21 protein-coding genes are annotated in these 23444 nt (G+C 32.5%); 13 read left to right on the top strand and 8 right to left on the bottom strand.

Annotation, left to right across the window (positions count from 1 at the left end):
• Positions 1–62 precede the first annotated feature (62 nt).
• The 4 genes from A0O34_RS20840 (at position 63) to A0O34_RS20825 (ending at position 4086) form a co-directional block, all read left to right on the top strand.
• On the top strand, positions 63–623 hold the full coding sequence (locus A0O34_RS20840; protein ID WP_066758972.1) for a helix-turn-helix domain-containing protein: 561 nt from the start codon (positions 63–65) through the stop codon (positions 621–623).
• A gap of 93 nt (positions 624–716) precedes the next feature.
• Positions 717–935 carry a hypothetical protein gene (locus A0O34_RS20835; protein WP_066758970.1) on the top strand — a complete coding sequence of 73 codons (219 nt, stop codon included), beginning with the start codon at positions 717–719 and terminating at the stop codon, positions 933–935.
• A gap of 211 nt (positions 936–1146) precedes the next feature.
• A complete protein-coding gene (locus A0O34_RS20830) occupies positions 1147–3291 on the top strand; it encodes a catalase (protein WP_066758968.1) in 2145 nt (714 codons plus the stop codon).
• Positions 3292–3471: 180 nt separating this feature from the next.
• Complete coding sequence (locus tag A0O34_RS20825; RefSeq protein ID WP_066758966.1) at positions 3472–4086, top strand: hypothetical protein; 615 nt, start codon at positions 3472–3474, stop codon at positions 4084–4086.
• Between the two features lie 258 nt (positions 4087–4344).
• On the opposite strand, the gene A0O34_RS20820 is transcribed toward A0O34_RS20825, so the two are convergent.
• A complete protein-coding gene (locus A0O34_RS20820) occupies positions 4345–7236 on the bottom strand; it encodes an AsmA-like C-terminal region-containing protein (RefSeq protein ID WP_066758964.1) in 2892 nt (963 codons plus the stop codon).
• A gap of 204 nt (positions 7237–7440) precedes the next feature.
• Here A0O34_RS20820 and mug point away from each other — a divergent pair, with 204 nt between their 5' ends.
• On the top strand, positions 7441–7950 hold the full coding sequence (gene mug / locus A0O34_RS20815; RefSeq protein WP_066758962.1) for a G/U mismatch-specific DNA glycosylase: 510 nt from the start codon (positions 7441–7443) through the stop codon (positions 7948–7950).
• A gap of 5 nt (positions 7951–7955) precedes the next feature.
• Here the strand turns inward: mug and A0O34_RS20810 are convergent, their stop codons facing one another.
• Complete coding sequence (locus tag A0O34_RS20810; protein ID WP_066758960.1) at positions 7956–8564, bottom strand: DNA-3-methyladenine glycosylase; 609 nt, start codon at positions 8562–8564, stop codon at positions 7956–7958.
• 141 nt (positions 8565–8705) lie between these two features.
• Between A0O34_RS20810 and A0O34_RS20805 the strand changes: the two genes are divergently transcribed.
• Positions 8706–9188, top strand: a complete 483-nt coding sequence (locus A0O34_RS20805) for a GNAT family N-acetyltransferase (protein WP_066758958.1) — start codon at positions 8706–8708, stop codon at positions 9186–9188.
• Between the two features lie 13 nt (positions 9189–9201).
• Here the strand turns inward: A0O34_RS20805 and A0O34_RS20800 are convergent, their stop codons facing one another.
• Positions 9202–9636 carry a winged helix-turn-helix transcriptional regulator gene (locus A0O34_RS20800; RefSeq protein WP_066758956.1) on the bottom strand — a complete coding sequence of 145 codons (435 nt, stop codon included), beginning with the start codon at positions 9634–9636 and terminating at the stop codon, positions 9202–9204.
• 152 nt (positions 9637–9788) lie between these two features.
• Here A0O34_RS20800 and A0O34_RS20795 point away from each other — a divergent pair, with 152 nt between their 5' ends.
• From A0O34_RS20795 to A0O34_RS20785, 3 genes are all read left to right on the top strand, one after another.
• The gene (locus A0O34_RS20795) at positions 9789–10607 is read left to right on the top strand and encodes an SDR family oxidoreductase (protein WP_066758954.1); all 819 of its coding nucleotides are present in this window, start codon (positions 9789–9791) and stop codon (positions 10605–10607) included.
• Between the two features lie 620 nt (positions 10608–11227).
• Entirely contained in the window at positions 11228–11938 is a 711-nt protein-coding gene (locus A0O34_RS20790; protein WP_066758952.1) for a glycohydrolase toxin TNT-related protein, read from the top strand.
• A gap of 13 nt (positions 11939–11951) precedes the next feature.
• Complete coding sequence (locus A0O34_RS20785; RefSeq protein ID WP_066758949.1) at positions 11952–12362, top strand: hypothetical protein; 411 nt, start codon at positions 11952–11954, stop codon at positions 12360–12362.
• A gap of 79 nt (positions 12363–12441) precedes the next feature.
• On the opposite strand, the gene A0O34_RS20780 is transcribed toward A0O34_RS20785, so the two are convergent.
• Complete coding sequence (locus tag A0O34_RS20780) at positions 12442–14832, bottom strand: hypothetical protein (protein WP_066758947.1); 2391 nt, start codon at positions 14830–14832, stop codon at positions 12442–12444.
• Between the two features lie 272 nt (positions 14833–15104).
• Between A0O34_RS20780 and A0O34_RS20775 the strand changes: the two genes are divergently transcribed.
• A complete protein-coding gene (locus tag A0O34_RS20775) occupies positions 15105–16829 on the top strand; it encodes an SNIPE associated domain-containing protein (RefSeq protein WP_066758944.1) in 1725 nt (574 codons plus the stop codon).
• Positions 16830–16894: 65 nt separating this feature from the next.
• Here A0O34_RS20775 and A0O34_RS20770 read toward each other — a convergent pair whose 3' ends face one another.
• The 3 genes from A0O34_RS20770 to A0O34_RS20760 all read right to left on the bottom strand — a co-directional run bounded on the left by A0O34_RS20770 (position 16895) and on the right by A0O34_RS20760 (position 19826).
• Positions 16895–17311 carry a hypothetical protein gene (locus tag A0O34_RS20770; RefSeq protein ID WP_066758942.1) on the bottom strand — a complete coding sequence of 139 codons (417 nt, stop codon included), beginning with the start codon at positions 17309–17311 and terminating at the stop codon, positions 16895–16897.
• 212 nt (positions 17312–17523) lie between these two features.
• Positions 17524–18711: an MFS transporter gene (locus A0O34_RS20765; RefSeq protein WP_066758940.1), complete on the bottom strand. Its 1188-nt coding sequence runs from the start codon at positions 18709–18711 to the stop codon at positions 17524–17526.
• Positions 18712–18842: 131 nt separating this feature from the next.
• The gene (locus tag A0O34_RS20760) at positions 18843–19826 is read right to left on the bottom strand and encodes a helix-turn-helix domain-containing protein (protein ID WP_066758938.1); all 984 of its coding nucleotides are present in this window, start codon (positions 19824–19826) and stop codon (positions 18843–18845) included.
• A 287-nt stretch (positions 19827–20113) separates the two neighbouring features.
• Between A0O34_RS20760 and A0O34_RS20755 the strand changes: the two genes are divergently transcribed.
• Complete coding sequence (locus A0O34_RS20755) at positions 20114–20962, top strand: hypothetical protein (protein WP_066758936.1); 849 nt, start codon at positions 20114–20116, stop codon at positions 20960–20962.
• A gap of 127 nt (positions 20963–21089) precedes the next feature.
• On the opposite strand, the gene A0O34_RS20750 is transcribed toward A0O34_RS20755, so the two are convergent.
• Positions 21090–21422 carry a hypothetical protein gene (locus tag A0O34_RS20750; protein ID WP_066758931.1) on the bottom strand — a complete coding sequence of 111 codons (333 nt, stop codon included), beginning with the start codon at positions 21420–21422 and terminating at the stop codon, positions 21090–21092.
• 534 nt (positions 21423–21956) lie between these two features.
• Between A0O34_RS20750 and A0O34_RS20745 the strand changes: the two genes are divergently transcribed.
• Positions 21957–22166, top strand: a complete 210-nt coding sequence (locus tag A0O34_RS20745; RefSeq protein WP_066758929.1) for a hypothetical protein — start codon at positions 21957–21959, stop codon at positions 22164–22166.
• Positions 22167–22229: 63 nt separating this feature from the next.
• Positions 22230–23099, top strand: coding sequence for a LysR substrate-binding domain-containing protein (locus A0O34_RS20740; protein WP_066758927.1), 870 nt, complete (start codon positions 22230–22232; stop codon positions 23097–23099).
• Positions 23100–23444 lie beyond the last annotated feature (345 nt).

The following is a 23444-nucleotide window of genomic DNA, read 5'->3' as shown; positions in this document are numbered from 1 at the left end:
GATTATAAGCCGTTATTTAAACTGTTTTATTAATTAATTTTTGTGAAATATTCAATACTGCCATGAAATTATATATAAAATATATGGTAAGCCTTCGATGCAAAATGGTTGTACACGAAGAACTTAATAACCTCGGCATAAAACATGCGGTTGTTGACCTTGGTATTGTAGAAATATTGAATGATATCACCAAACAGCAACGTGAAATTTTAAAAGGAAACCTCCTAAAATACGGTCTTGAATTGCTTGATAATAAAAAAAGCATTCTGATCGAAAAAATTAAAAATGTGATCACAGAAATGATCCATTATTCTGACGAGGTGCCGAAGGAGAATTTTTCTGATTATTTAAGTGAAAAATTGGGTTATGATTACACCTATTTGGCCAACACATTTTCTGAAGTAAAAGGAATTACCATACAGCATTTTATCATCGTGAATAAAATTGAAAAGGTAAAAGAATTGCTTTTGTATGACGAATTAAACCTTACTGAGATTTCTTATAAACTTAATTACAGCAGTGTAGCTCATCTTTCCAATCAGTTTAAGAAGATAACAGGGCTTTCACCGTCTTTTTATAAACAGTTGAAGCAAAAACGGACTAAAAATCTAGAAGATATTTAATTGTGTGAAATATGTAAACTATTTTGATTGATTTGCAATATTTTGCACTGTAAAGGTTCGATATTTGTATAATAACATACAAATCCTCTGATCATGGAAATAAATAGAAATATAACCAATAATAATTTTAAGATTATCGGAGATTGGAACATCAATGCAAGACTTTTGAAAAATAAATTTTCACAGTTAACTGATTTTGATCTAAAGTTTGATGAAGGCAAAGAAATAGATCTTCTTGACAGAATGGGTAACAGACTCAGAAAAAACCGTGAAGAAGTAATGGATATTATAAAAGAAGTAAATCTTTCATAAACTATTTTTAAATACTGATTAAAACTAAGAGGAAATAGTACATATGTTTTCGACGAGTTTTAATAAGAGGATAGAAACTCATTGGTCTCTATCCTTTTTTTTGAATTGTCGACAGAAATTAAAAAGATGAATTATTGATCATGATCTTTTTTAAATATTAAAATAAGAATCACACACCAATTACACACACTTAACTACTAAAATATACACTATGAAAGACCCAAAAACACCGCCTAATGAAAAGGTAGATCAGCTTCAAAATCACACCACAGACAATGCTGATCAGAAACTGACGACCAATCAGGGCTTAAAAATCAACAACAATCAGGATTCCTTAAAAGCGGAAGAAAGAGGTCCAAGTTTATTGGAAGACTTTATTCTTCGCGAGAAAATCACCCATTTTGATCATGAAAGAATTCCGGAAAGGATCGTTCATGCCCGTGGATCTGGAGCTCATGGAACTTTTAAGTTAAATAAAAGCCTGAAAGAATTCACCAAAGCAAAATTTTTATCTGAAGAAGGCAAAGAAACCCCTGTTTTCGTGCGTTTTTCTACGGTTGCAGGAAGCGCAGGAAGTACCGATCTTGCTCGTGATGTAAGAGGTTTTGCCATTAAATTTTACACGGAAGAAGGCAATTATGATTTGGTAGGAAATAATATTCCCGTATTTTTCATTCAGGATGCAATGAAATTTCCTGATTTGGTACATGCCGTAAAACCTGAACCGGATAATGCGATTCCACAAGCTGCTTCCGCGCACGATACTTTTTGGGATTTTATTTCATTAATGCCCGAAAGTATGCACATGATTATGTGGGCGATGAGCGACAGAGCGATTCCGAGAAGTTTTAGAATGATGGAAGGGTTTGGAGTTCACACCTTTAAATTTATTAATGATGAAGGAGCGGTTCATTTTGTAAAATTCCATTTTAAACCAAAATTGGGAGTCCATTCTGTAGCTTGGGATGAAGCGACTAAAATTTCAGGTAAAGATTCAGATTTTCATAGAAGAGATCTTTGGGAAGCCATCGATAACGGTGCATTTCCAGAATGGGATTTCGGCGTGCAGATCATTCCTGAAGAAGATGAACATAAATTTGATTTCGATTTACTCGATCCTACCAAATTAATTCCGGAAGAAGAAGTTCCTGTTCAAATGGTCGGAACTTTAACATTGAATAGAAATCCGGACAATTTTTTCGCTGAAACAGAGCAGATTGCATTCCACCCCGGACATTTGGTTCCCGGAATAGATTTTACGAATGATCCGTTGTTGCAGGGAAGATTATTTTCTTATACAGACACTCAATTATCCCGTTTAGGATCTCCAAATTTCCATGAGATCCCGATCAACCGTTCTTTAAATGAGGTTCATAATAACCAACGTGACGGACACATGCGTCAGCAGATCGTAAAAGGAAAAGTAAGTTACGAACCCAATTCTATTGGAGGAGGGTGTCCTTTTCAGGCGATGATGAAAGATGGCGGTTTTTCTTCTCATAATGAAAGAATTGACGGTAAAAAAATCCGCGCAAGAAGCGAAAGTTTTGTAGATCATTATTCTCAGGCTAAATTGTTTTTTAACAGTCAGTCGGCTCCGGAAAAACAGCATTTACAGAACGCGCTTATTTTTGAACTTTCAAAAGTAACAATTCCCGCAATTCGAGAAAGAGTAGTAGGTCAGTTGGCTTTCATTAATAAAGACTTAGCAGCAACAGTTGCTAAAAAAGTAGGCGTAAAAGTGGTAGAATTAAAGCAGCCAAACGGAAGTATTCCCGCAGATGCTGATCCTGCAACATTGCAAAGTCCTGAAAAAGAACCTTCAACAAAAAGTTCAGAAGCATTAAGCATGGCCAATACGGTTAAAGATAAAATTGAAAGCAGAATTATAGGTTTTATCATGGAAAACGGAGTAAAAGCTGCCGATGTAAAATCTTTACAGTCTAAATTAGAAGCGAAAGGAGCTGTCGTACAGGTTATTGCCGGAAGTTTAGCACCTGTAAAAGCTGATGATGGAACGGTTTTCGAACCTAAACATTCTTTAACAAGTACGGCAAGTGTTTGTTTTGATGCACTTTATCTGTGTAGCGGAAAACAGTCTTCAGACAATTTATTGAATGAAGATAACAAGCCCGGAACACTTTTATTTGTGAATGAAGCCTACAAACATTGTAAAGCAATCTATTTCGGAAATGAAACAGATGAGATTTTTAAAGCCAGTCATGTGAATGATAAAAAGCATGATGATCCGGCAATTATTACTTCTGATAATAAGGATTCCGATGCTGCTTTTATTAAAGCTATCGCCAATCACAGGGTTTGGGAGTTTGAAAAAGAGAGAAATAATCCTGCTTAATATTTTTAAGTAAAGAAATGATTTTGAAAGATATTTTTAACTTTTAAATTCATCAATAAATACAAACAAAGCCATTGAATAACTTTTGTCGAAGGACATTTGTGAAAGATGGTTTTGTTTTTTTAGGTTAAATAATCCTTGACCGATTTTCTAACAGTTTTTAATCATTAAATATTAATTATGAAACCTAAACAGATTCCCGGAATTCCGTTGCAGAAAAAAGGTGGTTTTCATGATACTGAAAGCATAAAGCAATATGAAAAACCGGAAAAAACAATTTCACAATATGCTATTTTAAAAGAAAGATTTTTGTCCGTTAATCAATGGAAAAGCTATTGTGGAGAAGGTTTTGCTGATTTCAGACTTCACGATTCTTTAGGAAATTATATTGATAGACTTCCGAAAGTTGGAGATTTTATCAGAATTGATATTCCCGGGCCCGGAGGTTTTGAAGCAAAAGGTTACGATTGGGTTGAGATTATTGAAATAAGCGAAAATTATATCAATAAAAATGAACTTGAAAATTTATTGATTATTTGTAGGCCTTCGACAATTCCAGGAAACAAAAAAAGTAATCATATTGCTCATTTTTATTCCAATGAGGCAACTTCAAGTTTCATGATCTCAAGAAGTGAAAATGTTATCAAAACAGCCGTTTATGGTAGAAATGAAAGCCCGAATTGGAACGCCAATTTTTTAGATAAAATAAGAAACTTCTCAATCGCGGTTGGCGGAATGTTTGGTGTTTCAAAAATTCAATGGAAAAGACTTTCTGATCAGTTTTTGGATTTTTAAATTTTGTTTTAAACTTTTTTAATTATTGTTGGAGAATCGCAAAGACGCCAAGGTATTTACATGATTGCGTTTTAAGGCGCAAGGATTTTATCTTCTATAAAATTTACAGCTTTTTATTCTGAATGATTGTTGAAAATCTTTGATTTTCTTACGCCTTAAAAACAGTATAAAGATTAAAATCTTTGCGTCTTTGCGACTCTCCAACAAAATCTTACATAGTTTACCAAAAAAGACTGTCATTTTCAGACAGTCTTTTATTTATTTTTTCTTTAGATCTTTGGTGATCTGTTTCTCTGCATTAATAGCTTTTTGTTCCTGATCTTCCTGATCTTTACGGTGCTGACGTTTCGTTTTTTTCTCCGCACGTTTTTCTTCACGAATCAGTTTGTTTGATTTTTTATTATACAAAGCGGCTATAATTCCCTGACCTTTTTTGCTGAAGATCTTGATTTTCGGTTTTTCATGAGTTCCTGTTACAACAATCGGGAAGCCTATCCATCCACCAGGTGGAAGTCCGACTCTGATTTGGAGATCCAGCAATCCATTGAAGCTTGTAGTTCCGCTGATTGAAGGTCTTAAAACAGAAACTTTAAACGTGAATTTTTCAATATGAATCAAATTATTTTTAATATGAGTTTCAATATTTACGCCTTTCATATCAGGATTATCAAAACCTTTGGAGCCAATATTATCGCCAACAGCCGAAAGCATTTTTAGGTTTTTAACTTCAACATTACGAAGATTTACAATTCCGCCACCTTCTAATGACGGGTAAATTGGACTCATATTTTTATCAAAATCGCCTTTTAATTTATAATCCAACGATACAATTCCTTTTACGTCTTTGGCTGCAGTCGCCATTTCTCGCACCATATCAATTTCTTTGTATGCTCTCTGAACATCAAAATCCTGAACCTTAAGCGCCGCATCATAATTGGCAGTCAACGGAGATTCGTCCTGATAACGCGCATCAATATTCATACGGCTTCCGATAATATCGAAAGAGGTATTTTTAAGGTAAACCTGACCTTTGGTTACGGAAGCTAATCCTTTAAGGTGATTTAAGCCTAACCCTTTAAATTCAACTTTTTTGGCGTTGGCTTCGAGAGAAACATCAAGGTTTTTCGGAACAATCACAACGCCGCTGCTCTTAGGATTTTCTACTTTTGCATATTCTACTTCGATTGATTTATCTGTGTTATCACCGCTTTTCAAGGCCATAAATTCATCAACCAAAATGTAATTGGAATTCATTACAAATTTTCCGTGAAGAGTTCCTTTTCTTTCAATGAAATAATTGATGGTATTTAAAAGATAACCATTTAAAGCAAAATCTGATTTTCCATAAGTTGCAAAAAACTTTCTGAACCACATTTTTTCATTCTCAAACTGGAAATTTCCTTCTTTTATATAGAATGATTTCGGAAGATATTCTGTTGTGGCTTTTATATTTTTAAGAATTAAAGTTCCTTTGTTGTCGAGTTTACTGTATTGACCTGTTGTTGCGTAACTTTGTCGACCGTTCAATGAAAGATCAGCCATAATCAATCCGCTGATGTCTAAGCCTTTTTTAGCAAAAACTTTGTAAATTCTACCGACATTTAAAACTCCTTTCGCTTTAACTTTATACAGCAAATCTTCAAAATTCTGAAGATCAGCATTAATGAAGACAGGATTTCCCTCAAAATCAAATTTAAAAGGATCCAATTTTACTCCAAGACTCTTGAAAGTCCCATCAGTATTGATAATATTAGCCGCCAAATTGATGTTTTGGATAGGATTGGGGTAATATTTTGTCTTAACAAAACCGTCTTTAAGATTAATATAACCATTGGTTTTTGGAAACAGTTTTTTATCCATGCTGAAAATTCCGTTGGCTTTGATATTGGTATCCATCAAACCACGTACTTCAATGTCATTTAATCCTAATGCCTGTTGCAGTGTCTGAAGGTTTACAGCACCTCTGATATTGGCATTTACATTCATTTCTTTCAGACCTTTTGTTCGTACATAGGCAAGAAATTTATTATTCGGACCAAGGTCGAAACTTAATTTTTTAAGATCTATTCCCAATTGATCAGTATTTAATGATGGAAGGTCAATATTTAAATCCATATTAAGATTATTCATCGGAACAGGCGCTTTTCCGTTGGAAATAAACCCGTTTTTGACTAAAAGTCGAACTTTTACTCTTGGTTTAAGGTTTTTTGGCTCGCTGAATCTTCCTTTTACATTAAAATACAAATCACTATTGCCTTCAATTTTGGTATCTTTTGCCCAATCCAGATATTGTGGAGGTAATACCGAAATCATTTCACGAATGGTTGTTTTTTCGGAAGCTGCTTTGATATCGAGGTCATATCCGTCTTTCAAAATACTTGCAGAACCAATAAACTTTAATGGTAAATCATTGACTCTTAATTCGTTCTTTCTCAATACAAAAGTTAAGGCATTGGTATTGATTCTTGTAATAAGATCAGCATGTAATTTCTTTTGCTTTGCATAATATACTCTGTTAAGGCTAAAATCAACTTTGTCGATATCAAGGTTGGTTTCCAGATCGAAAATATTTTCGCTTAATCCGCCTTTTCCGGTGTAATTCAACCCTTTAGCATCAACTAAAATTCTGGCAGCATGATCAACATATTTTATATAGCTGTTTTTAATTTTGATAAGATCCAGCTTTATAGAGGTACCTGCTTCTGTAGTATCTTTTGGTGCTGATGAAGGTTTTGAAATGTAAACGTTGTAATTTGCTTCACCTTTTGTGTTTACAAAAACATTGGCGTAAGCATCGGTTACGTATATTTCATCGATCTTAACTTCACGGTTGAAGATCAGGTTTTTTAAATTAATTCCTACAGCAACCTCTTTTGCAGCCAATAAAGTATCGTTCTGAAAAGGTTTTGAACCTTGTAAAATAAGATCATCTACAGAAACCGTAAGCGAAGGAAAGTGTCTGAAAAATGTAAGATGCGTTTTTTTATAATCCAGTTTTCCGGCAAGATGTTGATTGGCAAATATTTTTACCTGCTCAGAAATAGTTCCGGGAAATAGAAGCGGAATAATAGACATCAAAAATAGAATTGAGGCTAATGAAATTCCCGTCCATTTTAGAATTTTCAAAATTATTTTTTTAAACTTTTCCATAAATCGATAATTTTGATTTTATCAATGTTTTTTAGATATAAATAGCGATAATAAGTTAATGCTTATCTAAAATCAAGCCATTTATCATGGAAAATTCCAAAATGATATCTAATGTATTTAAAAGGTTAAAATTTTAAAAATATTGTAGAAATTTTTCATATTCATAAATTCAAAATTGATATATTGAATGATTAAATTCAATGAATGTTAACAGACATTATCGCCAGAAATCTCACCGTTATCTTTTGCGGAATCAATCCCGGTTTGAAATCTTCAGAAGACGGGCATCATTTTTCGGGAAGAAGCAACCGTTTTTGGAAAGTTTTGCACGAATCAGGTTTTACTTCTCATCAAATTGAAGCTGAAAACGATACCAGTATTCTAGATTTTGGATATGGTCTTACGACGGCTGTTGCAAGGCCAACTTCCCGCGCAGACGAACTTTCCAAGGAAGAATTTGATAATTCTCTTGAAATTTTTAAAGAAAAAATGACCAAGTTTCAGCCAAAATATATTGGTTTTCTTGGTAAAGCTGCATACAAAGCTTTTTCAGGAAAAAAACAAATCGAATGGGGATTGCAAACAGAAGATTTTTGCGGTGCTAAAGTCTGGGTTTTACCAAACACAAGCGGTCTAAACCGAGGGTTTTCACTTGATGATCTTGTTGTTTCTTACGGTAAATTTTATATTGAAATTCAAAATCTTGAAGAATAGATTTCTTATTCTACTTTATTAGGTTTACTTACATATTTATTGCCTTTAATGAAAAATCGCCATGGCAATAAAGCATCTTCCTGAGCGTATGCAACGCCAACACGAGGGCTTGCGATAATATCGTCAGGATTATACCTAATGTTATGATCTTCAAGCCAGATCTCTTCTCCGGTAAGCTCTTTTTTATTGAAAGAACGATTAATTCCTAAAGCTTTTGCTGCAGAACCTGGACCGGATGAAATTGCCGATTTTGTGGAAGGCATATTTCTTCTGAGTTCCATTATTTCCTGACCAATTAATGGCTCAACGGCTCTTACCAATACAGCATGAGGCTCATTTTCAATGGAAGTTACAACGTTGAAAAGGTGATGAATGCCGTAGCATAAATAAACATACGAAATCCCACCTTGAGCATACATTATTTCGGTTCTTTCTGTACGTTTTCCGCCATATGCATGGGAAGCTTTGTCGTGAATACCAAAATAAGCTTCTGTTTCTACAATTATGGCTGCTGTAATTTCACCATCAATTTCGGTGAAAAGTACCTTGCCTAGAAGATCTTTTGCCAGAAAAAGGACATCTGGATTTTGGTAATAGGAAAATGGTAATTTCAAACTAATTCAATTAATATTTTAATAAAAATAGTGAAAATTGTTTTTATTTGAAGAAGGGCTTGTAAAAGAAACTATAATTCGTATTAATGATTAAATAATGAGTATTTTTATCGATATTCAAATATAAAATTAATCATTACTATGAAACTCAATTTCCCAAATGTAAAAGGTGAGAAAATAACTTTACGACAGATCTCAGATTCAGATATTAAAGATATTGTGGAGATTTCTTTCTATGATGCAATTCAGGCAAAAACATCAGCAGAAGCAAGACAAATGCAAGCTAAAATCGATGAAGATTGCGCGAATGGAGATTCAATTCATTGGTGTATTGTAGATAATTCAACCGATAAAATCGTTGGAACTTGCGGTTATTATCGCGGACTGAAAGATGGCGAAGGTGAACTGGGATGTATTCTTTTACCAAAATATTATGGAAAAGGTTATATGACTGATGCAATGAAGTTGGCCATTGATTATGGACTGAATACGATGCGTTTAAAACGTATCTGGGCTGCAACAAGCCAGCAGAATAGCAAAGCGATACAACTTCTTGAGCGACTTAATTTTAAGAAAATTGCAGATTTAGACGATAATGAAATTGAATATGAATTATCAAAGTAAATTCGATTTAAATCTATTTTGCAATCAACAGTTTTTTTGCTTCTAAAGTTGCAGTCAATTCTTTTTTTAATTGTTGAATGTAAGCGTCTTTCCCTTTTTCAATTTTCGGGGCGACATTTAAAGTGCCTTCCGTGCATTCAGAATCTGATCCCCAAATCGCCAATTCAATAACAACGGGAATAAGACTTATTCCTTTTTCTGTAAGGCAATATCCTGTACGGGCTTTTCCTGCCAACGGATATTTTATTACAAAACCGTATTTCTCCAGCATTTTTAACCTGTCAGTCAGTATATTCGTAGCAATACCTTCGTCGGATTGCTGAAAATCTCCAAAAGTTGTATATCCTTTTAAGATCATATCTCTTACAATAAGCAAAGTCCATTTATCACCAAAAAAATCGAGTGAAAAGCTGACAGGGCATGTTGAGCGATGTGATATATCTTTCATTTATGAAATCAATTAAAAATTACTTGCAAATTGAAAGTAATTGTATTTATATTTGCACTTGCAATTTGCAACTACAAAATTATGCTTTTGAGAGCATTTATGCAAATCTTAGCAACAATAGAATTAAGTGATTAATAATTAAATTAAAAAAAATGGCAAAAGTATTTTTGATAACAGGAGCATCAAGAGGATTTGGAAAAATCTGGGCTGAAAAATTTTTAAAAAGAGGTGATAAAGTTGTCGCAACAGCAAGAAATACAAATGATCTGAAAGATCTGGTAGATCAATACGGAGAAAATGTATTTCCATTGCAATTGGATGTTACAGATCGTAACGCTGCTTTTGAAACCGTAAAAAAAGCAAACGAGCATTTCGGAAGAATTGATATTTTGATTAATAATGCAGGTTATGGACTTTTCGGAGCGGTTGAAGAAACAACAGAAGAGCAGGCGAGAGGTCAGATGGAAACAAACTTTTTTGGAACTTTGTGGATGACACAGGCTGTTCTTCCGATCATGAGAGCGCAGAAATCGGGTCATATTATTCAGGTTTCAAGTTATTTGGGATTGATAACATTGCCGATTTTAGGTTTGTACAATGCTTCAAAATTTGCTGTAGAAGGCTTTAGTGAAACATTGGCAACAGAAGTTTCAGGATTTGGAATTAAAATTTCTTTAGTAGAACCCAACGGTTTTGCTACAGATTGGTCGGGTGCTTCGGCTGTTCAGACGGAGTCTATTGATGTTTATAATCCAATCAAAGAAGCGTTTATGGCAAGTGCAACTCCTGATATTTTCGGAGATCCTGAAGCAACTGCCGATGCTATCGTAAAATTGGTTGATGCTGAAAATCCTCCATTGAGATTATTGCTTGGGAAAATGGCTTATCCAAGTGTGAAAAAGGTCTATGAGGAACGTCTTGCCGGATTTGAAGAGTGGAAAGAGGTTTCCGAAGCTGCTCATGGTAAGTAATTTGGTGCAATTTTCTTTATATTCTAATATAAAATCCTTTAAGTCTTAGATTTAAAGGATTTTTTGATGTGAATATTATTATGAAAAATTCCATTATTAAAATCATAGTAAATGAGAAATTATGTAATGATTATTTCGATATTATACTTTATTGTTGCGGTTGAAATATTATTAATAAATTATTTTTAAAAATTTCATTAATATTTAATTTTTTTAACTTAAATTTATCACTTAAACGAGAGTATTTATAGTGTACTGTTTGTATCAAATATAATAGTGTGAAAAAATTTTCACTTTTTATCAGTTATGTATTAATGATTTAATATAATAAAATGCTTGCTTTTCTAAGCACATCATAATAAAAAAATTGAAACCATTTAAATTATGGCGGAATAGAAAAGGTTAAACAAAGCATTAATTACTTCCTATTTCAAAAATATTGATTGACTAGGGAATTGTATAGCAGCAATTTACACATTAAAAATTTTTTATTTTTTACAAAATACAATTTAAAATATCATAGAATTCAATTAGTTAAGATCATTAGTTAGACAGCCTTGGAATCGGTGATTTAAGGGCTGTTTTTATTTTTAAAATTCAATTAAAATTAATATACCATTATGAAAAATCTTTTTAAGTATGTCTTATTTTTATCGGTCACATTATTGTCAGTTTCTTGTAGTTCAGATAATGATGAAGTTATTGATGAAACGGGAGGTGTTACCCATGTATTCTATAAAAATGCAGATGAATTTGCTTTAACGTATGACACAGGCGGAACGGTGAGTCAGCCAATTAGAAATCAGGCATTTGATCTGTACAAGCTAGGGAAATGGAGCGAATTAGAAACTTTATTTAAAACCAATAATCTCAATGGCGGATGGCCACCTGCAAACGGCGGATACAATATCGTTGACGAAGTTCCTCTTACAATGGGGCAAAAATTTGACAGATACAGCGGAGCAATCGGTAACTACACTGGAACTGGAATACCCAATTTGGGAGGAAGTTTTACAAGCCCGATCGTAAACGGATATGTGTATACTTTTAGTCAAAGAGCTTTGAATCAAGAAGAAAATAAATATGATTTCTACTACGAGATTGATGTTTTGAATAATTTATTACCTTTCAAATCTCAAACGGCAGATGTTATTCCTTGGTTCGGTCAGGTGGGAAAAGGGAAACAAACGATGTGGAAAATTTCAATAGATCCTGCAACTGGTTATCAGAAAACATGGAATAAACTGGCGCAGGAAGGTTATATAAAAGTTACCATCAAAAAAAGTCCGAGCGGAAAATACAATAACTTAGCAGGGACGGTTATTCAGTAATAAATAAATTGAAATGTATTCAATATCAAAAAAAATAAATATTGTTGAAAAAGCGCTTGTCGCAAAGAGCTTTTTTAGCAATGATGAAATTATTCCATCCGCTGTAACAAAATTTACATGTTGCAGTTGCGGTTCCGAAAATTCAATCGAAATAAAACCTTACGAATCCGGGTTTCCGATTCTTCAAATTTACAGCGAAGACAAGGTTTTATCTAAGGCTGAATTATTAAATAACAAAATAGTTTCCGAAACTTCAAGCAGAATGCAACATTTTGGAGAGTTGACGGTACATGATCTGCCAACCCTTTATTTTGGAACAGATTGTTCATCTTGCCATTCAAAATACATTTGTGTATTTAGTTATGGTGAAAAACAACCGGGACTGACTTTACTAGAAATTTCGGGTGTTTGGAAGTATGAATAATGTAATATTTAATAATATTCAATACAAAAGAAAAAATCTGTCTCACAACTGAGACAGATTTTTTATTTAAAGCAATAGATTATTTCAAGATTTGATTATCATAAAGTATATTGTCGTCTTCGTCAAAGCTTATGATAAGCACTTTATATTGTTTTGCGCTGTCGTTATTATAGAATTTAATTCTTGGAGGAACGTAATCGCTGTCAAATAAATTGGGATTCCAATATAGGGTTTCTCGAGTATCATTTTCTACTTTGGCTGTAGAATCATCTAACATTTCAATAGGAAATTCTGAAGGTTTATCGTAACCTTTTACTATAGCTAAGTTATTTTTTTTGGTTTCTTTTTCGGTATTTTTAGATTTCAAATTACCTTTCATAGTGTAGATTAGTACAGCATTGCCAATTAATCCTGATTCTTTTATAACTTTAACCATCGCAATATTGCTGATAGGAAGACTTGAAATCATACTAGCATCAGTAGCCATTTCATCTAAATATAACTTAGCCTGACTGCCACGAATGTAAGGAACATTCTCTCCTGAGTTGTTTCTTTGAAATGTTAAACCGGCAGCTCTTCCCTGTAGCCAATCTAAAATATTGCCTGATCCGGCATGTTGATCTTCATTTACAAAGTCAAATATTGTTGAATTCATAGAATTAAACATTCCGGTAGACAACTGTTTGTTTAATTCTTCTTTTGGATCTTGCTTTTTTCCTACTAATTTTACTTCTTCAATCTGTACATCAACATTCTCTGTTTTTCTATTGTTTTTCTGAGTATTGATGGCTCTGGAGATCGTTGTAGGAAGTTTTTTATTCTCAGTAGCTTTTACCAATTTGTATTTTGTATTTGGGAAATTACCTTTAAATTGTGTCGGATTTACCAGAGGTTCCACTGTGACAAATAAATTATCAGTACTTGATTCTTTACCTTTTTCCTGATTTACAAATAACGAAATACCCAAAGGCTCATTGAAATTAAGGTTGTCTAAATAAACATATCCGCTTTGATCAGTTTTAAATAGGCTAGCAGACGGTGGGTTTTCGCCTAATTTTAAAGCTAAAGTTACAGCAGCATCTCTCAGTATTGCATTGTCTTTAATAGGTTTTACTTTATAAGAAAGAAATTTTAGAGAGTTGTTTTTAATAGTAGGTGTAGCTCCGCTAAGGACGGAATTCCAATCAAATCTTTTCCAATTTTCAGAAATAAGCAGGGCATCCAAAGCCTCACTATTGGCATTTTTAGAAAAATATTGTGCCGGTGTGTCTATTTTGGAAGTAAAATCTCCTGTAAGCCAAAGACTACTCAGAATATTTTCATCTTCAGTGTTGTTGCTTCCATCATCACTTACGACAACCGTATAATTTTTAAAATACGACTCTGGGGAAAGGTCAATGCTATTGAAAGATCGTGGTGTTTCCTTTAAATTTTTACCGATAATTTCTGCTTTCTCAACCTTTAAATTATTAGGCTTAATAAAACAAAGTCTTTTTGCAACCAGATTATCCTGTTCATCAAAAATAGCTAATTGCAGAATACCGTTTGCTCCATTACTAATTTTCGTAGGAATAAGACTTGAAGCTTCATTCGTTAACTGATTAATATTGGCTTTATAAGCAAGGTGATTATTGATGGTTCCTACAATTTTATAATTTTGGAGCTGTTGTTTTAGATTGACTCCTTTTAAGCTATATTTAACACCATCCTTAGAGCTGGAAACTTCTAAATTAAGACCGCTGCTAGCAACTTCCGGTAAATCTATAGTCTGTTTTTTTCCTGTATTATCCTGAATGATGGCTTGATATTTTTTGCCTAAAGTTGGAGTTATTTTAAAAGAGGCAACATTTTTATCAAACGATGTAAAAGTTGTGATAGACACATTTGGATTTTGTGCATCTATTATTTTTCCTGTCCAGCTTTCGGGTAAAGAATTATCGCTTGATAGTCTTACTGCAAATTTTGTAGGCATACCGTTGATGAAATTTCCACTTTCCGGAAAAGCTTTGGCAGACCAATTAGAATTTTTAGAAATCTCTAATGATTCAGCAGAGTTGGGATTGTAAATCGGAATCGTTTTAACAACCTGAAAATCTTCACTAAAATTAGTCATGTAAGGCGTATAAGCTCTAACGAAATAAACCTGCTCAGGAAGATCTGCTTTCAGTTTAAAATCTCCGCTGCCTTCACCATTGGTTAAAAGTATGGTTTTCCAGTCTATTAATTTTTTATCAGAATCGTACAATTCAACAAATAGAGTGGTAGATAGTGCCGTTCGATTATAACCATCAAATACAAAGCTTTTAAACCATATTTGGTCACCTGCTGCGTATTGTGATTTGTCGGTAAGTAAGTATACTTTTTCTTGTTCGTAATTATTCTCAAGATTGGTAATTGCTTTTTCCAGTTTAGTTTGTGACAGTACGGGTTGTACACTTGAAATAAGCAATAAAAAGAATATATTTTTCATAGAGATATTAGCGCATTTTTAAAATGCTATGCTAAATTACTTATTTAAAGATTTCCAAAATTGATATTTAACTAATAATTGTAAAATTTAAGGAGATTTTAACTATTTGAGATCGGCAAAATAGAAGTTTATTACTGTATTTTGGATTTGATATGAAGACTTTTCGGACAATTTATTTCGATTTATAATTTATGGTTAACCGTAAAAAATGTCAAATTATTATTAGTATTATTGCGATAATTAATCATTAAAAACTAATTTATAATCTAACCATGGGAATTGTATTAATCATTATTTTCTTTTGTTTGATGATGTTTGCTTTCATGAAATCAGGCAATATCAAGAAAGAACTAGCTAAAAAAGATGCTCAGATAGCTCGTCTGAATTTGGAAATTAATCAGTTAAAAAATGAAATATCCGGTCATCAGACTGATAAAAGATCATTAAATGACAAAATTCAGAGATTGAGAGCGGAATTATCTAACCTTCAAATTGATAAAAGATCTATCGAAGAAAAAAATATTCAACTTAAAAATAATAACGATGCTTTAAGCAAATATCAGGATATCCTCAATATTCAAGTAGAATGCGAATATCTTTTAAAAAAAGCTGAAAAAGACAGTATAAAATTAAAAGAAAATGCACAGCTGGAATTAGATACTGCTCAACAACAATCGAGAGAATCCCGTAGAATTACACGAGAATACACCGAAAAACGTACCAGAGAAGTAGAATTATTGTATGAAAATGCCGTAAGAGAGTCTCAACGAATCATCGAAAATGCAGAAAACAAAGCAGAATCAATTGGTGGTGACGCTTATCGCAGTCTGAGAGAAGCAGATCTTATTGCAGATCGAATTAAAGCAATGAAAAATGTTATTAAAGGATACGGAAATGAATATATCATTCCAACATATACTTTGTTAGACGAGCTTGCAGACGATTTCAGTCATAAAGAAGCCGGAGAGAATATTAAAAAACTTCGTTTAAACAACAAATTAATGATCACAAACAGACAGGCAGGTCTTTGTGAATATGTTGATGAATATAGGAAAAATATTGCTATAGATTTTGTAATTGATGCTTACAACGGAAAAGTAGAAAGTATTTTATCTACTGTAAAAAAAGATAATTATGGAATTCTTAAACAAAAAATAAATGACGCTTTTCAATTGGTTAATTTTAATGGAGAAGCATTCAGGAAAGCTAGAATTTCCAATATTTATCATGAAGCAAGGCTTGAAGAGCTTAAATGGGCAGTCGTAGCACAAGAGCTAAGATGGCAGGAACAGGAAGAACAAAGACAAATTCGTGAGCAGATAAGAGAAGAAGAAAAAGCCCGTAAAGAATTTGAAAAAGCAATAAAAGATGCTGAAAAAGAAGAGCAAACCTTAAAAAGACTGATTGAAAAAGCTGAGTCTCAGGTTTCCAGAGCAAATGAAGAGGAAAAACTACTTTTCCAACAAAAATTAGAAGAGCTACAAAATAAACTCGAACAAGCTGAAGAGAAAAACCAAAGAGCAATTTCAATGGCTCAGCAGACAAGATCGGGAAATGTGTATGTTATTTCAAATATAGGATCATTTGGGGAAGATATTTATAAAATAGGAATGACAAGACGTTTAGAGCCATTGGATCGCGTAAGAGAACTTGGAGATGCGAGCGTTCCGTTTGAGTTTGATGTGCATGCAATGATCTATTCTGATGATGCTCCGACGTTGGAAAGACAGCTTCATAAGAAATTTATGAAAAGCCAGCTTAATAAAATAAATCCTAGAAAAGAATTCTTTAAACTAGGTATTAATGATATTAAAAATTACATCGAAACCATCGGAATTGGCTGTAAATGGACATTAGCTGCCGAAGCAAAACAATACAGAGAAACTCTGAAACTTGAGGAAGAAATGCGAACCAACAAACAGCTTGAAGCAGAATGGGAGCAATATCAGGAAGAAGTAGATCCCGTAAGCTATGAAGAAGTTTTAGTTGAAGAATAAAATTCGCTTAAACATAAAAAATCCACAACTGAAAAGCTGTGGATTTTTTGTGATAATATATTAAACTAAGATTCGGTCTTCAATAGGCCATAGTTCACGGGAGCAGGTTCTTTTCCGAATAAACATGAAAAAATGTTCTGGAACTCATGGATATATTTACATTTAATAGAATTTCCGTAGATTTTTAAACCTTCTACGATCTTTCTGGGATTCAGGTCGATATCATATTTAATGAACGTTTCCGGTCTTTCATATCTGATACGCTGTTCTGATCTGTATGTTCTTGAAAAACCGAATTTCTCTAACCATTCTTCAGTAATCTGAATAGGTGTAATAGATTCTGCTGAAACAGAAAAACTGTGAATATCATTCTCTATTTTTACAAAATAATCTTTTTCATTATCCTGGAATATCTCAGTTATTGTAAATATCTGATTTCTGTATTCCACTAAATTTTTAATTTTAAGATCTACAACGTTCATAATATTTTGTGTTAAGGTTAAAAGTATATTGAAAGTGCGTATTGGTACAGTTATGTTTACAAATATTATGCCTTACACGGTAAATTTATTTAATCTTTTTAATAATTAATTGTTAATATTTTTCTTAAATAATTAATTATATGTTGATTACGGTAACATAAAATCATTTTTTAATTAAATAATATGGTACGTGTGTGGTATGTGATATTCTTTTATTTACGGGAAATCTTATCAATAGTAAGTGAAAAAGCAATGATAATAGAAAAAATAAGGAAGAAAATAAAGAATTTCCAAGAAGTTGCATGGAGAATATAGCCTGTACCACTTCCTAAAATGCTTGAACCAAAATAATAAAAAAGCCAGTAAATAGACGTTGCAGAAGATTTTCCTTCCTTTGCACGTAAAGCCGTCATCTGACTTGCCATTGTATGTGCTGCAAAAAATGAAAGGGTAAATAATCCAAGCCCGAAAATCACAATATAAATATTTTCAGAAAGTAAAAATAAAATTCCGGCAAGCATGAATAGGATAGAACCTTTCAGAATATTTTTCCGGTCTGTTTTATTTGATAACCTGCTTGTGATCATCGTCCCGAAAACCCCGAAAGTATACATCAGAAATATAAAAGCAATCCAAAAATGATTTAATGAAAATGGTTCAGATTCCAATCGAAACGTAAGATAATTATAAACGCTCACAAAGCTTCCCATCAGAAGTGCTGCAATTAGGTATAGACGAAGCATATAAGAATCCGTAAGAAACTTCATCATTTGCTTCATTTTCAGAGAGTAATCTGTTTTTTGAGGATTAAAAAACTTTGAACTCGGGAAAAATTTCCAAAAGAGTAAACCTAATAGTAAACTTTCAATTCCGATAATCAAAACGGCATTTCTCCAGCCCAATTCTCCAGCGATTATGGTTGCTAAAATTCTTCCGCTCATCCCGCCGATGGTATTTCCGCTGAGATACATGCTGATGGCCAAAGCCACCACAGAAAGTTCAACTTCTTCCGTAAGATAAGCAAGTGCAACCGACGAAACTCCTGAAATCACAAAACCTTTTATAACACCAATCGCGATTAATAAAGGTAAACTTTGAACCCAACTTGAAATAATTGTCAGTACAGCAGAAGAAAGCAATGAAAAGATCATCAGTTTTTTCCTTGAATAACTATCAGCTTTAAAGGCAAAAAAGAATAATCCCAAAGCCATTCCTATTGTAGCGGACGAAACGAGTAGAGAACTGTCGCCAACAGTTGTATGAAAATGCTCTGCAACCATCGGTAACAAAGGCTGAAAAAGATAAAGTTGAGCAAATACAGAAAGCCCCGAAAGAAAGATACAAAGTTTTATATATCGGAAACGTTTACTGCTTTTGTCTGCTTTTTCAGGTATGATCATGATTTTTTAGAATTAAAACCTTTTTAGAATTAAATTCTTGACGGATTTTATAATCTGTAAATTTTCTGATATTTTTTTAATTTCTAAAACGCTTTATTTCGATAATATTCATCGCTGAAACCGATTTAGAATCAAATATTTTCTGGAGCATTGATCGCTTGCAAAGTATTGATATATTCGGAAGGCGTAATTTTTTCAATTTGCTTAAAAACACGATTAAAAGTTGACTGATTCGAAAATCCTGCCTCCGTGTAAATATACATTAAGGTCACTTTTTCAAGATCATTTTCATTCAGCAGTTTTTTCACACAATTGATACGGTGAATATTCAAGTAATTATTAAAATTTGGAAAACCGTGCTGTCTGATCGCTTTTGAAATATACGTGCTGTTAACTTCCAGCTCTGTAGACAGTTTTGAAATATTAAAATTAACATCTTTATAAGAGTGTTTTTCTGTCATCATATTTTCTATTCTCTCAAACAGTCCATCTCCAAATGCAGGATCTTTTTCTACAGATACGGTTATTCTCGGTTCAGATTGCTGCTTTTGTTCAATCTCATGATAAATTTCTTCTCGTCTTATTTTGTCTTTAAAATAAATGATCAGTGAAAGTATGGCAACGTTAGAAATCACTAAAAAAGTATCCGTCAGTTTTACATCCTCTTTAGTATGCTCCTGAAAATTAAAATCAAAATTTTTAGAAACCAAATAGGCTAAAATAATATTAACAAAGATAAATGCGCTGTAAATAATTACATATTTCCTGTTAAAAAACACATATGCAGCCAAAGGAATAGGCATAAGCCAAACGAAGCTTGCCACAGAATTATTCCAAAAGGCAAGCATAATGTAGAAATTATATAAAGACGCAAGAATAATATAGGTATGAACCAGAATATTGATAGAATAATTTTTACGAATGATAAAATAAGAATACGACAGAAAAAATGCTCCGCCATAAAGATACCATGAGATCGTCTTATCCGGAATATAAAACGTAAAAATAAGAGCATATATAAAAAGCACAGCCGACATTAAGATGACATAATAATGTACGAGATCTTTTTTATGTTTCTCTATTTTTTGAAGTTTTATCGGATCTGTAATTATCATTTGTTGTTTAAAATATTACTTAATCACAGCCACAATTATTTTTTTTATCAGTCAAATCTAGGAATTAATTGTATTAAATCATTGATTTTAAGTTGAATAAATAATGTAAGCTATTTTCAGGGTTTCATTGATGTGTTTAAAATTTGATTTAGCGAGGCCGATAACTTTGCATCAGTTCTTAATCAAGAATTTTATTAGTACAAAGATAAAAAAGAGTTAATAAAATAAAACGATTTCTCCAAAATTGTACTCATTATAAATTAGACACAAATAATATATTATAAAACATGAAGAAACTAAAATTATCTCTTTTAGGTTTAGCATTGAGTTTTTTTTCAACGGAAACTTACGCACAAATAGGTATCAATACAGAATCTCCAAAAGCAACATTAGACGTTGTCGGAAAACCTGGTGTGGCAACTTCAGCAGACGGAGTAATTGCTCCCCGAATGACGGGAGATCAGCTTAAAGCTAAGGATTTGGTTTATCTTGCAGAGCAGACCGGAGCATTGGTTTATGTAACTCAGGCTGTAGGAACGGCTTCTGTAAAAACAGCAAAGGTTGACAAGCCCGGATATTACATGTTCAACGGTGAAACCTGGAAATTTGCTTTCGGCGGAAGTGATACTGATATTATGATTGGTGAACTGGTTTATTATCACGGAAGCATTCCGGCAAGTACTTCCGGAACAAATATTTTGGCAAGTACTTATCTTACGGATCTTCCTGTGTTGGGAGGTGTTTTAAGGCTTGATGCTCAGTTTGATAATAGCTCAGCAGGAACGGGCTCATCAACTACTTTTAATCCACGTCTTTATAATGTCGGAAGTTCTGATATGAAAATCTGGGTTTCAGAAATGTCTACCCATACAGGTGATTCAGATAATGGAAATATAAAGCTGTCACCGGGAGCTTACAGACAATTTGATGATGGCGTTTATCTTACGCAGACTCACAATGAAACGGTAACTTTTGACATCACGATTCAGGAGCCGGAGCCAAGATGGTACAGAGTTTATTATGCTTTTAGAGTTGATAATAAATCTACTACAGGAACGAGTAATAATACAACGTCAGATTCCAGCACGGCTGACAATACAAGAGAGCTGTTTTTATCAGTACAAAGATTATATTAATCTATTGGTTTGATTTAAACAAGTTTCGATTCTATAGACACACAGGAAAAAATTATATAAAAGAGAGGCGTTTGTCCTCTCTTTTTTTGTTTAAAATAGTAAATGATTTTGTGAACTTCACTGAATTTTAATCATTAATTAAAGTTAAAAGTCTCTGCAAATATTCATTTTCTTTTACAACCTTATTATAAGACTGTCTTACATAGGCAGGCGAAAGCTCATAGTTTTCAGGCTTTGAATTAATGTCTTCATTTTCAATGTATTGGTTGAGATGAAGGGTATAATCTTTAATGTATTTATTGATTAATTTTCGCTTGATTTTACAGATCGTATTATTTTTTATTTTATGTAAAGAATTTAGAATAAAAGATTTATCTCCATGGAAATTAATAACGTTTGCTACAAACGAAAGATTATGCGTATCCTGTAAAACAGAATGTTGTTCATTTTCAAAAATCATGATGTGGTAAGAGTTTTAGTAAGTCTGTAATATTTTCAAAACATGGTAAGCGGATCTGTGAAGATCAACAGACGGGTATTGAAAATGATTTTTTCAATATCAGAATAATCTTTTTTCGTGAAGAAGTAAAGTTTGAAAGTTTCATGATATTAATATTTAAACTAATGTTGAAAAAATAAGCGATTAACTTAATTTTATATAAAATATTTCACTTCAAAAATCTAACCAAATACTTACATTGTTTCAAAAATATTAAAAATTTGTAACAAAAACCATTATTAATGTATTATTTCCTCTGAAAATTTAAATATTATTATCATTTTTGTGGTATGTAGGGGTTATTATTCGATAAATAATATTTTTGAAATCGAATAATCACTTTAGAATAATAAAACAAAAAATATATGGACAAAAGTGGAGATATTTTATAAAATATTATTTTAATTAACTATAAATTAATCACTTGTAATAACTGAAAAATACGGATTTTAACATTTTGGTCTCTGTTTTGATAATAGAAATCAAACACACAAAATGAAAAAAGAAAATTTTAGCCACCTGTTGGGTAAATCCCGCAATGAAATTATCAAAGAACTAGGAGATGGGTTTAATTATTTTAATAACGAAATCTGGACTTACGAAGTCGGAAAAACCTGGTTTGGCAGAAAAATTATTCTATCACTTACCTTTAAAGAGGAAAAAGTTTCAGAATTAAATCTCATCAAACGCTTCGGAAGATGCTAAAATCCATAAATTTGTAATTCGCCTTTGGTGAAAATTATTCATCGTTAAAACCGATTTACAAATATGGAACTCAGACAAATTCGTTATTTTCTTAAAGCCAAAGAATTGCTTAATTTTACGGAAGCGGCCAATCATTTATTTATAAGTCAGAGCACGCTTTCGCAGCAGATCAAACAGCTTGAAGATGAATTGGGAATTCCTTTATTTAATAGGATAGGGAAGCGTATTACATTAACGGAAGCCGGAGCTGTGTTTTCAACATACGCCGAAAAAAGTCTTCTAAAATCGCAGGAAGGTTTTTTGGCTTTACGAGATTTAAAAGATCTTAAAATCGGTGAGCTTACAATTGGCGTTACTTACGGGATGCGTTCTACTTTGATTGAGGCTCTCATTAAGTTTTCTGTAAAATATCCGGGCGTGAGAGTAAACATTGTTTTTGGAACCACTTCCGAATTAATCGAAAAATTGACTCATCTTGAACTGGATTTTGCCCTTACTTTTGCTGAAGGGAATAAGGAAAAGATATTTAATTACACGCCGCTTTTTACGTCACCAATGACTTTGGTTGCTTCAAAAAAATCTGATTTTAAAAATAAAGAAAGTATTACGTTAAAAGAAATCACGAATTTGCCACTTGCATTGCCTACAAAAGGGTACAGCACAACAAAATTTGTTACCGAAGCCTTTGAAAGTAATAATTTGTCACCCAATATTTTAATTGAAATTAATGATATTCCTACCTTGCTTGAGCTTACTAAAAGCGGAAATTGGTTTACCATTTTAGCACAAACAACAGTGGTGGGGAAAGACGATCTCCTCACTATCCCGATTAAAGGGAAAAATATGATCCGTACGGCAATGCTTATCTCCTTAAAAGATGCCTACGAAAAGAAAGCAATGACTGTTTTCTATACTTTTCTTATTGTTCAATAAATTATCCTTTATTTAACTTAATAATTGAATTAAGATTTCTTTCCACTTGCACTAGTTTATTACTTCTATAATTTTTTGATTATACAATAAATCAAAACTTATTTTCATGTAAAAATTATCTGTATAATATCAATCAAATATTTACTAATAATGGATATAATAAACGTTTTTTACTTAATTTTTAAGAATAATACTGAATACTGTAGTAGCAAAATAAATTCTAGACATATTCATTTTTTTTAAAATTAAACGAATATTCATTGTTTATTAATAATATGATATGTTTGTTAAAGTTTACTTAACAAATGGTTATTTTATTGAAAATTATATTGATTTGTTGATATA

Origin of the sequence: Chryseobacterium glaciei (assembly GCF_001648155.1) — a bacterium.
Taxonomy (GTDB): domain Bacteria; phylum Bacteroidota; class Bacteroidia; order Flavobacteriales; family Weeksellaceae; genus Chryseobacterium; species Chryseobacterium glaciei.
Note: the sequence above shows the minus strand (reverse complement) of the source record. Positions and strands in the feature narration are given on the sequence as shown.